Origin of the sequence: Nocardia seriolae NBRC 15557 (genome assembly GCF_007990715.1) — a bacterium.
GTDB lineage: Bacteria > Actinomycetota > Actinomycetes > Mycobacteriales > Mycobacteriaceae > Nocardia > Nocardia seriolae.
In genome coordinates, this window is the sequence record NZ_BJWY01000160.1 from 1 (window position 1) to 14,191 (window position 14,191).

A 14,191-nucleotide genomic window follows, 5' to 3' on the forward strand; every position below is an offset into this window, starting at 1 on the left:
GGACACTAGACACCTTATGCCACAACGTAATTTAGTGCTGGAGTGAGTCTGGTGCCTGCTCGCTCCGCGGTGAGGTAGCGCTGAAACATGTCACCGTATCCCGACTGGCTGAACCCCGGCGACAATGCCTGGCAGTTGATGGCCGCGACTCTGGTCGGCCTGATGAGCATACCCGGTATCGCGATCTTGTATGGCGGTCTGGTGCAACGCAAATGGGCCGTCAATACCATGCTCATGGCATTCACCGGATTCTCGCTGGTTCTGGTGGTGTGGGTGCTGTGGGGCTTCAAGATGGGGTTCGGCGAACCCGTCAAACTCGGCCCAGGAATCCTGCGGGCCGCAATCGGTAAGCCACACACCATTCTCGGTTCCAATAATCAAGAGCAGGCGGTGATTCCGCTGCTCGACGGACTCATGCCGCAGTTCCGGTTCTCCGAGACCACCCTGGCCTACTTCCAGTTCGTGTTCGCGGCCATCACGCCATTGCTGTTCCTGGGCAGCGTGATCGGGCGCATGAATTTCAAGGTGTGGCTGATCTTCGTGCCGCTGTGGTCGACACTGGCCTACTCGGTCAACGCCTTTCTCATCTGGGGCGGCGGCTGGTGGTCGCAGATGGGCGCGCTCGACTACTCGGGCGGGTACGTCATCCACTTGGCCGCGGGCACCACGGGTTTCGTGGCGGCGGCGGTCATCGGTCCCCGGCTGGCCCGGGATCGAGCACGCGCGGTACCGAACAACCTGCCCATGGCCGCGGCCGGCGCGGGCATCCTGTGGCTGGGCTGGAACGGCTTCAACGGCGGCGACCCGTACTTCTCGGGCTCGGATGCCTCACTGGCCGTGATCAATACCAACCTGGCGACCGCGTGCGCGGTGCTGACCTGGGTGATCTGGGACATGTTCGCGGGTCCGTCGCGGCGGCCAAACTTCCTGGGCGCGGTCAACGGCATGATCGCCGGTCTGGTCGCCATCACCCCGGCGGCCGGTTTCGTGAACAGCTTCGGCGCCATGGTGATCGGCCTGGTCGCCTCCACGCTGGTCTGGCTGTCCTGGAACAAGCTGGGCCGCACCCGGCTGTTCCGCAAGGTCGACGACACCCTCGGCGTGGTGCACACGCACGGCGTGGCCGGGCTGGCGGGCGGCATGCTGGTCGGCATCCTCGCCGACCCGAATATCAAGGTGTACCTGGGCACCGGCGGCGCGCCGGACTCCACCTACGGCGGCTGGCTCTACGGGCACCATCCGAAACTGCTGCTCTGGCAGGCGGGTGCGGCCGCGACGGTCATCGTGTGGGACGCCTTCGTCACCTTCGTGATCCTCAAGGTGCTCAGCCTCTTCATGAGCCTGCGGATGCCCGATGAAGTGCTCGAGACCGGCGATATCGGGGCGCACGAGGAAGAGGCCTACCCCGACGACACCCTCGTCAGCGCGCAGACGAGCGTGCTGCGCAAGGCTCCTCCGGTGCGCTCGCACGCGCCGGTGGAGCAGGACGGAGCGGAGATTCCGGCCAAGGAATCCTGATGTCGTCGCCGCTGCAGTTGGGCGGCATGATCGGTTCTCACGAAATGGACCCGGGCGGCGGCGCGGACGCGAAGCTACTGACGCTGGTGCTGCCGCCCGGCCTGTTCGATCAGATCAAACAGGCCCTGGCCGCCGTCGGCGTGCGGCGCATGGTGGTCACCCAGGTCTACCGGGTGGACGACGGTGACAACCGCGTCGAGAGCTACCGCGGTCAGCGTTTCGAAACCGACGTCTCCGCGGGGCTGCGGGTCGAATTGCTGGCCCGCACCGAGGATGTCGGCGATCTGGTACACATGATCGGCGGCATCGGCTCCAACCACCAGTCCTCGAATATCCAGATCTGGATGATCGACGCCAGACGGCTGTGATCGCCGGGAACATCGCCGTCATTGCCGAAAACATCATTGCCGAGCTCCCGCCCCGATCGTAAGGTCGGGGCGGGAGTCGCGTCGTGCGCGGCGCGCGGAGTTCACCGGTGGGAGTTCGGGTTTGGCAGTGCGGTTGGCGTTCGGCATCGGGGCCGGACGGGATCGGCGGGCGTGGCTGGTCGAGACCGGCGAGGAGATCGCTCACGATGGGCCCGCGGGCGCGGCGGTCGTGCTGAGGGAGCGGGACAGCGATGCGGCGCGGGTGGCCATCGCCTGCGCGGATCTGGCGGGACTGATGGAACTCGGCGGACCGGTGATCGCCGGGGCCGGAATCGATCTGGGGGACGGGTTCACCTCGGCCCGGCTGGCCGGGGCGAGCGGGGACCGGCGCGACGCCGTGCTGGCGGCGCTGCGGGTGCTGAGGGTCGGCGGGGCGTGGCGGCTGGGGGAGCGGACCGCGACGCTGGTGGCGCTGTTCGGGGTCACCGCGACCAAACCGGTCGGTGCCGCCGCCGAACAGGCCATGGGGGAAGGCCGGTGGGCTGCGGTGGTTCTCGCGTCGGCCGCCGCGAATCTGCTGGGGCCCGAACAGCTGGTGCGGGTCCTCGCCCTGACCGCACCCGAGGACGTCGATCCGATCTCCGACGCGGTGCCCTCGGCGCTGGCGGAGAACCTGGGCGAGGTGCTCGAATCGTTCACGCGGCCACGGCGGTTGGAGCTGCTGCTGGATCTGTGGGAACGGGTCTGCGCGGGACAGACGGCCGAACTGATGCGGCGGCGCTTGGCCGCGAGTCACGACCTGTCGGTGGTGGCGGCGCTGGGTGCGCGCTATCGGCACTTCGACGAGGCCGAGCAGATGCGGACCGCCGGGATCTCGGAACCCACCCTCATCACGGCGCTGCACTTCGAGCCGACGTGGGAAGACTTCTGGCGGTACACCGTCGAGCGGAGGATCGAGGACGCGCTCGCGGCCACGGTATTGCTGAAGACGGCCATCGCCGTTCACGAGTGCGGCATCGACGCGGGGCTCGCGCGGGTGCGCGAGGAGATCACCGTCGTCTCGACACTGTCCGACGACGGCGAACTCGAGCGGGCGTGCCGGCTCGTCGCGAAGCAGAGCCCGCTGCCCGCGCGGCCCGCCTGCCGGCTCCGGGACATCGATCTGTGGCTGCGTCAACATCGGCCCAGGAACGCGGCTTTCGAGAAGCTGGTCCGCGTCCGCATCTCGACCGCGCTCGCCTACGCGACCGTCGTCTACGAGGCGTGCGAGCGCGCCTTCGGCTCTGAGCTGTCGTGGCGGCAGTGCCCGGACGGCTGGGACTCCGACGCGCTGCGCGCTTGGCGGAAGGTGGCCGGATACACCGCGCCGCACACTCCCGCCACCTGGCTGCACGAGCCTTTGACCGTGGAGGATCCGGCACCGTCGCTGGCGCAGCGGCTGGCCGCCGATGCCGGTACCCGGGAGCTTGCCTCCGACATGCTCTGGATGGCCGACCTCGCCGACGCCATCGCCCGCGCCCGCGGCCACGCCGCCGCGGAGATCGACGGCGGCTTCCAGATCCCCTGCGTCGTGCTGGAACCCGACGTGCCGCGGCCCGAACCGCTGACCCCGCGCGTGGATTCGATTCCGCTCGCGGTGGCGGGCGCGGCGCAGCTGCTCGCCCTGGGCGCGACGGCCCCGGCCCGCTGCCGGGACTGGAATCGGCTGTGCGCCGGGCTGATGAGCAGCGGCACGGTCGCGCAGACGCTGTCCAATGAGTTCGTCGTCGCCGAACCGGTGCTGGCCTACGAGGGTGCGGTGCTGCCCGGCACCGCCTTCCGGATTCAGATCGCACGCAATGCGGGGCGGCTGGCCGAGTGGTCGGATTACATGGGCAATTGTATTGCGGGGCCGTGGTATCAGGCCGAAGCCGTGCGCGGGCGCAGCATTCTGGTCGCCATTCGCGACGAGTCGGATGTCATTCGGGCGAATGTGGAATTACGGGCGGTGGGCGCTCGGTGGGTGGTCGACGAGATCAAGGCGCGGTTCAACAATGAACCGGATTCCGCACTGTTGCAGGCGGTCCGGGATTGGGCCGGGAGTTTGCGGGCAGCGGAGCCCGAAGTCGACCCGATGGAGTCGGTGAATGTCGAACCGCCCGTGCGGAATCGGCGCTCGGGTGCCAATCCGGTGCGGGAGGTGGGGCCGCTGCTGCGGGAGGCGGCCCGGAAGGCGCAGATCGAATCCGAGTCCGCGCTGCGCGAATTGGCGGCGCTCGCGGGGGACACCGAGGGTGACGCCAAAACACTGACCGCCCTGCGTCGTTCGAGCATCGAACGATCGACCCTGCTGTGTGTCGAGGCCCTCGACGGCCGGCCGTCCATATTGCCGCGCCTGTGGGCGGCCACCGGCGTTCGCCCGCTGGCGGCCGCCGTCGAGGCCCTGGACCCGGGCGTACTCGCCCGCTACCCACGCCTGCGCGGCCTGACCGCCGACGCACCGCTGCCATCGCAGGTGCTGCGCACCTTGGCGAAAGACCCGGACATCGCCGCGGCCCGCAATCAAGACCGGGTCGCCCACCGCATCCGCGCGATCCTGGCTCGCCTGGCCCGCACCGGCGACGCGTCCTTCACCGCCGCCCTAACCCGGCACCCCACTCCCGACCTGCTCTGCCCGCTCGTGCTCGCCACCACCGCCGCGTCCCGGCACCGCATCCCGGTCTCCGCGATCACCGGCCCCGGTGCCGATGTCGTGCCCGGCTTCCCCGCGACCTCCCTGTCCGACTCCGAGGGCCCGTGGGCGGCGGCCTGGCCCGCGGCTCTCGAACTGGGCACGGACAAAGCCGAATTCGCCGACCAGTTTTCCCGCACCGGTCTGCTCGTACCCGCCGCCTGGCTGGGTGCGGGAGGCTGGCCAGCGCTGTGGTCCCGTGCTCACCTCAAACAGCGAGCGCGGCGAGCACCTGGCCGGATCCAGCAGGTTCGACGTCAAGAGTCGGTCCCTTTCCAGGAGGGTTTGATTCCGTTCAGTCCTCGACCAGCCGAGCCAGTAGGGGAATTGCCTCGATGAGTGAATCCTGCTCGGCCGGTGAAAGTTTGGTGAGCATGGCGTTGACGAGCCAGTCCTCCTTGGCGTCATGCGCCACGCGGAGCAGTCGTTGTCCTTCTTCGCTGAGTGACATGAGTACCCGGCGCTGATCGGTCGGATGCGCGCCTCGGATGACCAGGCCCCGGTCCTCGAGGGCGGCGAGGGTGGTTCGCATCGACTGGGGGCGCACTCGCTCGGCCCGTGCCAGATCCGCCACCGACATCGCTCCCTCGGTTCCGAGGCGGCTGAGCACGACTGCCTGCGACGGCGTCATCTCGAGGCCTGCCCGCGCTGACCTCAACTGGCGTAGTAATCGGCTGGTCACGACCCGCAGCTCGCCGGCTGCCGCAACCACCTCGGTGGCGGATCTCATCCGACCCTTCGTGCTCACCCGCCCAGCATGGCATATAGACAGCTAAACTTGCAAGTGTGGCTGTTGAATACTCGAAGGATGAAAAGCCCAAAGACGAAGAGCCAGAGGACGAAGAGCCAAAAGACGAAAAGATCAAGGACGCCTGGATGAGGGAGAGGGGGTGGCTGGGTTGCGAGCGAAGCGAGCAGCCCCAGCCCCCGCACCGCTGGGGCGGCCACGGCATCCCGCACTATCGCAGAAAGATCGGGATGGGTTGTCTTGGAACGAAATCTGTGCAGTCCGTGGACTGGGGTCGGCGGATGAGTATTCGGGGCGCAAGCAACCCAAGGGGCCCCACCTTTGGTGAGGCTCCGGCTCGGGTTAGGGACGCGACCACCTGCTCAGGGGTGGTTTCACCACCACTGGGTTATGTCGAGCCCGGGATAGCGGAGGGCGAGGCCCGTCAATGTTTCTGGGGTCCAGAAGGGGTGGCCCGGTGGTGGGAAGCCGACCAGTTCGAGTTGGCGTGGTGTGGCGCGGTCCACGAAGCGGTACCAGGCGGCTTCGTGGCTGCGATTCGCCCAACCTTCGCGCTGGCCCCATTCTGCGTCGGCTCGCCGATAGCTCAGGTGCAGTGTGAATCGCGCTCCGCCGGGGCGGGGTCATCGCGGTGCCTCGGTGGAAGGTGCCGAATTCGAACGCTGTTACCGTTCCGGCCGGGCCTGCTGCGGATTTTTCGTGTTCGTACCATTCGGGGTTGCCGGTGGCGGTGAACCGGTCCTGTTGGGGAGATCCCTTGGCGGGAAACCAATTCGGTGTCGCGCGAGCGCCTGCGGTGATGGCTCTGGGCGCCAGATGCGGCGGGCCGCGATCTTCGGGGACGTCCGCCAAGAAGACGAACATCTCCACCTGGCGATACTCGGGTGCGGAACTGGGCACCAGCACGGTGTGATTCAGGTAGTCGCGATGCAGATCCTGATCGTAATCGGCCGCCCCGGTGTACTTCGCCCACGCGTCGGCCCCGTACAGCCGAATATCGGCGCTGCCCAGCAGGGTTCGGGCGAGATCGGTGAGCAGGTCGTGCACCGGCAGCAGACTTACCTCGGTGCCCTCGAACGGAAAGACGTCGATTCCGGCGAATTCGTCGCCGAGGAACCGCTCCCGGCGTGGATCGCTGCCGTCGTGAAACCCGGCGGCCGTGGGAAACATCGTCCCGAGCTCGGCGACGGCGGGCCCGAGAACCTCGCTCGGCAGATGTCCGGGCAGCATCACGAACCCTTGCCGAAGCCAATCCGCGCGTGCCTGAGCGAGATCCACGCAAGAAGTATCGGCTCGGCATCGCTGTCTCCGCCAATGAATTACCGGCCTCGCGCCTACCGCGGCGGGGGTGTCCGAATGCGGCCACCGCCATGGCCGATTTCCGCCGGTTATCGCTTCTCCGGTCGTCCAGAGTGGTTGGTGGAACGAGACGGACCGATCAAGGAGGAAGCGATGACCGTGTTCACGACGATGGCCAGCCCGGTCGGGGAACTGCTGCTGGTGGGGGAGATCCAGGATGGGGAGACGATCCTCACCGCGGTGTCGATGGCGGGCGGTAAGAGCGTGTTGGTGGAGGCGGATTGGGTGGCCGATGCGGAAGCGTTCGCAAACGTGGTGCCGCAGCTGGCCGCCTACTTCGCGGGGAATCATACGGGGTTCGACCTGCGATTCGGCGAGGGCGGAACCGAATTCCAGCGGCGGGTGTGGCGCGCGCTCGACGAGATCCCGTACGGGAGAACCACGACCTACGGTGAGATCGCGCGGCGGATCGGGGCCCCGCGGGCCGCGGTTCGGGCGGTCGGGTCGGCGATCGGGGCGAATCCGCTCCTGATCGTGCGGCCGTGCCACCGGGTGATCGGCGTGGACGGATCCCTGACCGGTTACGCCGGGGGAGTGGAGCGCAAGCAGCGGCTGCTGGAGTTGGAGCGGGTGGCGTGGGCGCCGCCGCCACTGTGCCATCGGTGTGGGCCGGACGGGTCGCCCAGCAGGACTGGGCGGCCCTGGCCGGGGAGCTCGACGAGCATGGGCACGCACTGATGGGGCAACTCCTCGCCGTGGACGAATGTCACGCGCTCACACGGCTTTACGACGATGAGACCCGGTTCCGGTCGACTGTCGACATGGCACGGCACCGGTTCGGTTCGGGTGAGTATCGGTACTTCACCCACGACCTCCCGCCGCTCGTGGCCGAGTTGCGGGCTGCTCTCTATCCGAAACTGCTTCCCATTGCCCGGGATTGGGCCGCACGATCGGGGCGGCCCGGCACCTGGCCGGAAGATTTCGCCGAGTGGATCGCCCGGTGCCATCGGGCGGGCCAGGTGAAGAGTTCGCAGATCCTGCTGCGTTACGGCCCGGGCGACTGGAATGCGCTGCATCGGGACCTGTTCGGGGACTTGGTGTTCCCGCTCCAGGTCGTGATCGGTCTGGACGCGCCCGGCGTCGACTACACGGGTGGTGAGTTCCTCATGGTCGAGCAGCGCCCACGTGCCCAATCACGCGGTGCCGCAATCGCATTGCCTCAGGGGCACGGCCTGATCTTCACCACCCGCGACCGCCCGGTGCGCGGTTCCCACCGCTGGTCGGCCGCGCCGATGCGGCACGGTGTGAGCGTGGTGCGCTCCGGTCGGCGGCACACGCTGGGCCTCGTCTTCCACGAAGCCTGAACGCGGTCATGGCCTACACCCTGCTCGGCGCGGACGGCCGCCCGTACCGCAGCCCGACCCCGGGCACGCTCGGCGGCCACCGCCGGCTGCGGATCTACGGTCGCCTCGACTGCCCGGCCGCCCTGCGTGCCCTCGCCCGCGGCCGCTACGCGCCGCATCGGGTGTTCTTCGCCGACGAGCACACCGCGGTGGCGGCCGGGTATCGCCCGTGTGCGGTGTGCTCGCGCACGGCGTATGTCGCATGGCGAGCACGTCACGCCAATTGATGCAGACCAGTCGGTAGCTAATATTCTGGTCCCCATGCTGACCACGTTGGCCGTGGAAAACTACCGGTCCCTGCGCAACCTGCGGGTACCCCTCGGCCGGGTCAATGTGGTCACCGGGGCCAATGGCAGCGGCAAATCCAGTCTCTACCGGGTCCTGCGGCTGCTGGCCGACTTCTCCCGCAATGGCGCGGTCGCGGGGCTGGCCCGGGAGGGCGGGCTGGAATCCACCTTCTTCGCCGGGCCCGGACGCTCGGGCCCGAATACGCCGCTGGTGCTGCGGGTCGGGTTCGCGGGGGAGGATTTCGGCTATGCGGCCGAGCTGGGCCTGCCCATTCCGGGTGAGTCGATGTTCAACGCGGATCCGGAGATCAAATCCGAAGCGGTCTGGGCCGGGCCGGTGCTGCGACCCTCCACGCTGCTGGCCGATCGCGGCGGACCGGTGGTGCGCCTGCGTGAGGAGGGCGGCGGCTGGGGCATGGTGCCGCACACCGTCAAACCCTACGACTCCATGCTCGCCGAACTGGCCGACCCGCAGCGCGCCCCCGACCTGCTGGTACTGCGCGAACGCATCCGGTCGTGGCGGTTCTACGACCATCTGCGCACCGATGTGGCCGCCCCGGCCCGCGCACCGCAGATCGGTACCCGCACCATGGCACTCGCGCACGACGGGGCCGACGCCGCCGCGGCCCTGCGCACCATCATCGAGATCGGTGCTGCCGAAGCGCTGGCCGAGGCCGTCGACCACGCCTTTCCGGGCAGTCGTATCGAGATCGCGAGTCACGACGGCCGCTTCGAACTGCTGCTGCACCAGCCCAAGCTGTTCCGCCCGCTCGCCGCGCCGGAGCTGTCCGACGGCACCCTGCGCTATCTGCTGCTCGCGGCCGCGCTGCTGTCCCCGCGCCCGCCGCGGCTGCTGGTGCTCAATGAGCCCGAGACCAGCCTGCACCCGGAATTGCTGGACCCGCTGGGCCGTCTCATCGCCCGCGCCGCCGAGGACACCCAGCTGGTGGTGGTGAGTCACTCCGATGAATTGATCGGTGTCATCGACGAGTACGCGGACGCACCGAACATGATCGAATTGGTGAAACGGGAGGGCATGACGACGGTGGCGGGACATAAATTGCTGGACGAACCGGCCTGGTATTGGCCGGACCGTTAGTGGCTGGTGACGTGGAAACCTATTCTGGGGACGTGAGTGTGGAAACCGTCGGTGAGCAGGGGCCGTTGCCGCGTGGCCGGCACGGGCTGACGCGCGAACAGGTGGAGGCTTCGCAGTATCGGCGGTTGTGCACCGCCGTGCTGGACGCGGTGGGGGAACTGGGCTTCGCGGCCACCACGGTCGCCGATATCGTCACCCGGGCGCAGGTGGCGCGGCGGACCTTCTACTCGGTATTCGGCGGGAAGGACGAATGTTTTGCCGCCGCATACGATCTCGCGGTCGGCGCGGCCCTGGAACAACTGCGGGAAACCGTCACCGGGCTCGAGGGCGTGAATTTCGCCGAGCGGGTGCGCATTTCCTTCGAGATATATCTGAACGTCCTCGCCCTGCAGCCGGGGGCCGCGCGCGCCCTGTATGTCGAAACCCTGGCCGCCGGGCCGGGATTGGTGGAGCACCGGCTGCGGGTGCACGAGCGGTTCGCGGACTACATCATGGCGGTCGCGCGCATCGGCGTGCGCGACGGTGATCTGACGGCCGAACCGGACCGGCAGATGATCGACATGCTGCTCGGCGGCATCGACGACCGGGTGCGCGCCTGCCTGCACCAGAAGGGCGCGCAGGCGCTGCCGGAACTGGTGCCGCTGTTCACCCGCACCGCCATCGCCATCGCGAGCACACCCGCGCCCTGAAGCGGTCGATCGGCCCGGGCTGTTGGCAGCCACAATCGCCCGCCGCGCACGGGGTCGAGCACTGTCACCTGGCACAGGGTCGGTGACACGGGCCACACCGGGCTCTTACGGTCGCAATCGGATTCGACGCGTTCGGTCGGATTCGGCTGAGGCAGTAGGAGAATTCATGAGGTCGACCATCCGTACCCTGGGCAGCGCGGTGTTCACCGGCGCCACCGCGCTCGCGGTCGCGTGCGCCACCGGCGTGGCCGTGTCCGAACCGGCCGATACCGGCAGCAGTTCCAGCTCCGGCATGGTCAGCACCGCTTCGGACACCGTCGATTCCGGCCCGGAGATGACGGCCTTTCTGGCCGCCTTCGGCTACGGCCTGACCCATCCGGACGCGGCGCCTCCGGGAGCCAATGACTGGCACTGCAAGCCGACCGCCGAGCACCCGCGCCCGGTGGTGCTGGTGCACGGCACCTGGCTCAATACCTACGACAGCTTCTCGTTCCTGTCCCCGCAGGTGGCGCGGGCCGGATTCTGTGTCTTCGCCTTCAATTGCGGCCGCGAGACCCCGCTCGGCGGCGGCGGTTTCGGCGCGATCCTGCCGGGCCGCTACGGTGTCGGGCCGATGGAGGACTCCGCGCGACAGCTGGGGCAGTTCGTCGACCGGGTGCTGGCCGCCACCGGCGCGCCCGCCGTGGACGTCATCGCGCACTCCCAGGGCGGACCGGTCACCAGCCAGTACCTGAAATTCGAGGGCGGACAGGGGAAAGTGGGCAAGGTCATCAGCTTCGGCGCGACCACGCACGGCACCTCGCTGCTGGGGCTGGCCAGCCTCGGCCGGTTCATCACGAACATGGGTCTCGACATTCTCGGCTTCTATCAGCCGCTCATCGGCCAGTCCAATACCCAGCAGGTCGTCGGCTCGCCGTTCTACGCGAAGTTGAACACCGGCGGCGACACCGTGCCGGGCGTGGCCTACACCGCGGTCGGCACCACCCACGACGCGATCTCCAACCCCTACGATTGGACCTTCCTCACCCCGGGCCCCGATGCCACCGTGGAAAACATCACGCTGCAACAGGATTGCCCCGAGGACGTCTCCGACCACCTCACCATCATGTACTCGCCCCGCGCGGCCTCCATCGCCCTGCGCGCCCTGGACCCGGTCGCGCACCCGAATCTGGTCTGCACCTTCAACCCCTGGATGATCGGCGGCAGTGGCCACATCTAGCGATGCGCTCCGGGCCTGGCTCCCGAAACTTCCCTCAGCTCGGAAAGGAACACGATGACTATCGGCGACGTGGTCGAAACAGGCGGATTCACAGGGGAATTCGAGCGTCCGAGAACGAGGCCGTTATTGCCGGTCCTGGATCCGTTCCACCGCTCGCCGATCGATCCGGGATCGGTTGCGCCGGGGACGATTCTGCGCGCACGTCCGGTGCGGCTGGGGCTGCTCGGGCGGATTCCGCAGCGGGTCCGGGCCTGGCAATTGTTGTACCGCAGCACCGATCTCGAGGGGCGGCCGGAGGCGGCGGTGACGACGGTCCTGCTGCCCTGGGATGCCGAGCCGTCACCGGACCGGCCGCTGGTCTCGTTCCAGTGCGCCATCGACGCGGTCGCGCCGAAGTGCTTCCCCGCCTACGCCTTACAGCATGGCGCCCGCGCGCTGGGCGCCATCCCGCAGGTGGAGTTCCCGCTCATCGCCGCCGCTCTCGCGCGCGGTTGGGCGGTCTCGGTGCCCGACCACGAGGGCCCCAACGGCCATTTCGGCGCGGCCCGCGAACCCGGCCACCGCGCCCTCGACGGCCTGCGCGCGGCCCTGCGCTTCGAGCCCCTGGGACTGCACCCGCGCACCCGAATCGGCCTGTGGGGCTACTCCGGTGGCGGACTGGCCACCGCGTGGGCCGCTGAACTGGCGGCGAGCTATGCCCCCGAACTCGATATCGCGGGTGCGGTCGCGGGCTCCCCGGTGGGGGATCCGGCACAGGCGTTCGTCCGCCTGAACGGTTCGCCCTTCGCGGGTTTCGCGATGGTCTTCACCGCCGGACTGCGCCGCGCCTACCCGGGCCTGGACGACACCGTGCGCGACATCGTCTCCGACGAGTACCTCGCCCTGCTCGACCGCGCCGAGTCCATCGCCACCTTCCCGCTGCTGGCCCGCTACTTCGGCCGAAATGCCAACCGGCACATCCGGGGCGGTCTCGGCGCGCTGCTGACCCGCCTCGAGATGCGCGCGGTGCTCGACGACATCCGACCCGGCGTGCACGCGCCCGCCATGCCGCTACTGGTCGTGCAGGGCGTCAACGACGAGGTGATCGCGGTCGCCGATGTCGACGCCCACGTGCAGCGCTATCGCGCCCGCGGCGCGCACGTCCGCTATCTGCGCGACCGCCTCAGCGCGCATCTTCCGTTGCAGTTCATCGCGATTCCGGTCATGGTCGACTGGCTGGCCGACCGGCTCGCGGGCCGCCCGCTGCCCCCGGCCGAGGTCCGCACGGTGTGGTCGGTGGCCGCCTCGCCGCGCGCCCTCGCCGAGCACGGTCACTTCGTCGCGCTGCTGGCGGCCATGCTGTCGGGTCGCCCGATCCGCACCCGCTCGGCCTTCCGATAGCTCCGCGCCACCAGCGCCGAGCGCAGGTACCACAGCCCGGACGGCTGCGCCGGATCGAATCCGGTCAGCTGTCCGATGCGTTTGAGCCGATTGTCGACGGTATTGGTGTGCACGCCCAGCAGCCGCGCGGTGTGCCGCCGGCTCAGGTCGTTGCCGATGTGACGGCGCAGCGTCTCCAGCAGCTCCGGGTATTCGTCCAGCGGGTCCAGCAGCGTGCCGAGGTATTCGCGGCCGGGGCCGGGGCGGGTGAGCTGGTATTCCATGGCCAGCTCGTCGAAGCTGTGCAGCCCCGGCGGGCATTCGAGCCGGTGCACCATGTCCAGCAGTTCGTGCGCCTGCTCGGCGGCGTCCGGAATGCGTTGCGTCTCCGCGTGGATCACCGTGGCGGTGATGGGAACCTGTGCCGCCGTGGACAATCCGGCCACCAGGGCAGCCATCTCGGCGGCGGTGACCTGGCTCGCGGGCAGCAGTACGGTACCGCCGTCGGCGCTGAGCAGCGACAGCGCCCGGCCCGCGCAGCGGTGGGCCAGCTCGGATTGCATGCGCCGCAGCTTGCGCCGGGCCACCACCTCGCCGTCCACCCGGGGATCGGATTCCCCCGGATGCGTCGGAATGCTCAGGGCCAGAATGTAATACGACTCGTCGATCTCGATGCCGCCCGCCCGCGCCATGGTGGCGGCGCTGTGCCCGGACAGCAGCGCCGACGCCACGGTGTGCACCGCGGTGTGTTGCTCGGCGACCACCGCGCGGTGCTCGCGCACATAGGCCACCGCGAAGGCCGAATCCACCATGGCCAGCACCTCGAACAGCCGGCGCGCGGTGACGGCCAGCCGCGCGTAGTCCTCGGACCCGGTGGCGTCCACGATGAGGTCGAAACCGAGCGCGAACCCGTCGTGCACGGCCCGGTGGATGGTCCCGATGGGGATGCCCTCGCGCGCCCAGTCCGCACCCGCGCGTTGCAGGCGTTCGATTTTGGCGCTCACGTCACGGCCCTCGAGGACTCCGGCGGCGAGTTCGAGGCAGGTGCGGGTGACGGTGGTGACCTCCCCGCGCAGGGCGTCGCCGGGCAGGGTGCCGCAGCGGGCCACGTGCTCGGCGAAGTGCGCCACCAGCGCGGCGGACAGCCCGCGCGCATCGCGCAGCGGATCGGAGATCGGTGCGGCCGTGGCGGTTTCGGCGGATCCGTACGGGGCCAGCGGGTGCCGTGCCGTGCCCGCGGAACTCGATGCCTGTTCCATGCCGTTTCCTCCGCAACCCTATGGGAACGCCAGCGTTCCTACTGGAGCGTAACTGTAGCGTGGGTCACCATGCGCGGCAATATGCTTGATCGCTTCCGCCAGGGTTCCGGCCGGTCGAGCGCACGACCGCCGGTATCGGAAGTGCGGACTCGGCCGGGGAGATCACCCGCAAGCGGCCGCGGTCCCTGAACTACCACCGGGTCGACCATGCCGCGAAACCCCTTCTAGTGTCG

Annotated in this window: 13 protein-coding genes; 10 read left to right on the plus strand and 3 right to left on the minus strand. The window is 68.9% G+C overall.

What is annotated here, in order from left to right; translation table 11 throughout:
• Window positions 1-87: 87 nt before the first annotated feature.
• The 3 genes from NS2_RS32060 (at window position 88) to NS2_RS32070 (ending at window position 4,935) form a co-directional block, all read left to right on the plus strand.
• Window positions 88-1,518 carry an ammonium transporter gene (locus NS2_RS32060; RefSeq protein WP_081986332.1) on the plus strand — a complete coding sequence of 477 codons (1,431 nt, stop codon included), beginning with the start codon at window positions 88-90 and terminating at the stop codon, window positions 1,516-1,518.
• The gene (locus NS2_RS32065; protein ID WP_033091060.1) at window positions 1,518-1,886 is read left to right on the plus strand and encodes a P-II family nitrogen regulator; all 369 of its coding nucleotides are present in this window, start codon (window positions 1,518-1,520) and stop codon (window positions 1,884-1,886) included. Before NS2_RS32060 ends, NS2_RS32065 begins: the two co-directional genes overlap by 1 nt.
• 121 nt (window positions 1,887-2,007) lie before the next feature.
• Window positions 2,008-4,935: a hypothetical protein gene (locus tag NS2_RS32070; protein WP_145961812.1), complete on the plus strand. Its 2,928-nt coding sequence runs from the start codon at window positions 2,008-2,010 to the stop codon at window positions 4,933-4,935.
• Here NS2_RS32070 and NS2_RS32075 read toward each other — a convergent pair.
• Both NS2_RS32075 and NS2_RS32080 read right to left on the minus strand, forming a co-directional pair.
• Entirely contained in the window at window positions 4,892-5,344 is a 453-nt protein-coding gene (locus tag NS2_RS32075; protein WP_200885927.1) for a MarR family winged helix-turn-helix transcriptional regulator, read from the minus strand. The genes NS2_RS32070 and NS2_RS32075 overlap by 44 nt on opposite strands.
• Before the next feature lie 342 nt (window positions 5,345-5,686).
• Window positions 5,687-6,622 carry a phytanoyl-CoA dioxygenase family protein gene (locus NS2_RS32080; protein ID WP_143161297.1) on the minus strand — a complete coding sequence of 312 codons (936 nt, stop codon included), beginning with the start codon at window positions 6,620-6,622 and terminating at the stop codon, window positions 5,687-5,689.
• A 174-nt stretch (window positions 6,623-6,796) separates the two neighbouring features.
• Between NS2_RS32080 and NS2_RS32085 the strand changes: the two genes are divergently transcribed.
• From NS2_RS32085 to NS2_RS32115, 7 genes are all read left to right on the plus strand, one after another.
• Window positions 6,797-7,381: a methylated-DNA--[protein]-cysteine S-methyltransferase gene (locus NS2_RS32085; RefSeq protein WP_081986333.1), complete on the plus strand. Its 585-nt coding sequence runs from the start codon at window positions 6,797-6,799 to the stop codon at window positions 7,379-7,381.
• The gene (locus NS2_RS32090) at window positions 7,297-8,007 is read left to right on the plus strand and encodes a 2OG-Fe(II) oxygenase (RefSeq protein ID WP_033091065.1); all 711 of its coding nucleotides are present in this window, start codon (window positions 7,297-7,299) and stop codon (window positions 8,005-8,007) included. The genes NS2_RS32085 and NS2_RS32090 overlap by 85 nt, the downstream gene beginning before the upstream one ends.
• 8 nt (window positions 8,008-8,015) lie before the next feature.
• Window positions 8,016-8,273 (plus strand): Ada metal-binding domain-containing protein, encoded by a 258-nt coding sequence (locus NS2_RS32095; protein ID WP_033091057.1) that lies wholly within the window; start codon window positions 8,016-8,018, stop codon window positions 8,271-8,273.
• A 34-nt stretch (window positions 8,274-8,307) separates the two neighbouring features.
• Window positions 8,308-9,432: an AAA family ATPase gene (locus tag NS2_RS32100; RefSeq protein WP_033091056.1), complete on the plus strand. Its 1,125-nt coding sequence runs from the start codon at window positions 8,308-8,310 to the stop codon at window positions 9,430-9,432.
• A 32-nt stretch (window positions 9,433-9,464) separates the two neighbouring features.
• The gene (locus NS2_RS32105) at window positions 9,465-10,121 is read left to right on the plus strand and encodes a TetR/AcrR family transcriptional regulator (protein WP_033091064.1); all 657 of its coding nucleotides are present in this window, start codon (window positions 9,465-9,467) and stop codon (window positions 10,119-10,121) included.
• 166 nt (window positions 10,122-10,287) lie between these two features.
• Window positions 10,288-11,340 carry an esterase/lipase family protein gene (locus tag NS2_RS32110; protein ID WP_045439898.1) on the plus strand — a complete coding sequence of 351 codons (1,053 nt, stop codon included), beginning with the start codon at window positions 10,288-10,290 and terminating at the stop codon, window positions 11,338-11,340.
• Between the two features lie 54 nt (window positions 11,341-11,394).
• Complete coding sequence (locus tag NS2_RS32115; protein ID WP_045439901.1) at window positions 11,395-12,720, plus strand: lipase family protein; 1,326 nt, start codon at window positions 11,395-11,397, stop codon at window positions 12,718-12,720.
• On the opposite strand, the gene NS2_RS32120 is transcribed toward NS2_RS32115, so the two are convergent.
• A complete protein-coding gene (locus NS2_RS32120) occupies window positions 12,651-13,958 on the minus strand; it encodes a PucR family transcriptional regulator (RefSeq protein WP_081986331.1) in 1,308 nt (435 codons plus the stop codon). The two genes, NS2_RS32115 and NS2_RS32120, sit on opposite strands and share 70 nt — an antisense overlap.
• Window positions 13,959-14,191: the final 233 nt, after the last annotated feature.

What these genes read in the sequence shown, in the direction of transcription:
- NS2_RS32110 (WP_045439898.1), top strand. Translation starts at nt 10,288, where the DNA reads ATGAGGTCGACCATCCGTACCCTGGGCAGCGCGGTGTTCACCGGCGCC.
- NS2_RS32065 (WP_033091060.1), top strand. Translation starts at nt 1,518, where the DNA reads ATGTCGTCGCCGCTGCAGTTGGGCGGCATGATCGGTTCTCACGAAATG.
- NS2_RS32060 (WP_081986332.1), top strand. Translation starts at nt 88, where the DNA reads ATGTCACCGTATCCCGACTGGCTGAACCCCGGCGACAATGCCTGGCAG.
- NS2_RS32115 (WP_045439901.1), top strand. Translation starts at nt 11,395, where the DNA reads ATGACTATCGGCGACGTGGTCGAAACAGGCGGATTCACAGGGGAATTC.
- NS2_RS32120 (WP_081986331.1), bottom strand. Translation starts at nt 13,958, where the DNA reads ATGGAACAGGCATCGAGTTCCGCGGGCACGGCACGGCACCCGCTGGCC.
- NS2_RS32095 (WP_033091057.1), top strand. Translation starts at nt 8,016, where the DNA reads ATGGCCTACACCCTGCTCGGCGCGGACGGCCGCCCGTACCGCAGCCCG.
- NS2_RS32085 (WP_081986333.1), top strand. Translation starts at nt 6,797, where the DNA reads ATGACCGTGTTCACGACGATGGCCAGCCCGGTCGGGGAACTGCTGCTG.
- NS2_RS32100 (WP_033091056.1), top strand. Translation starts at nt 8,308, where the DNA reads ATGCTGACCACGTTGGCCGTGGAAAACTACCGGTCCCTGCGCAACCTG.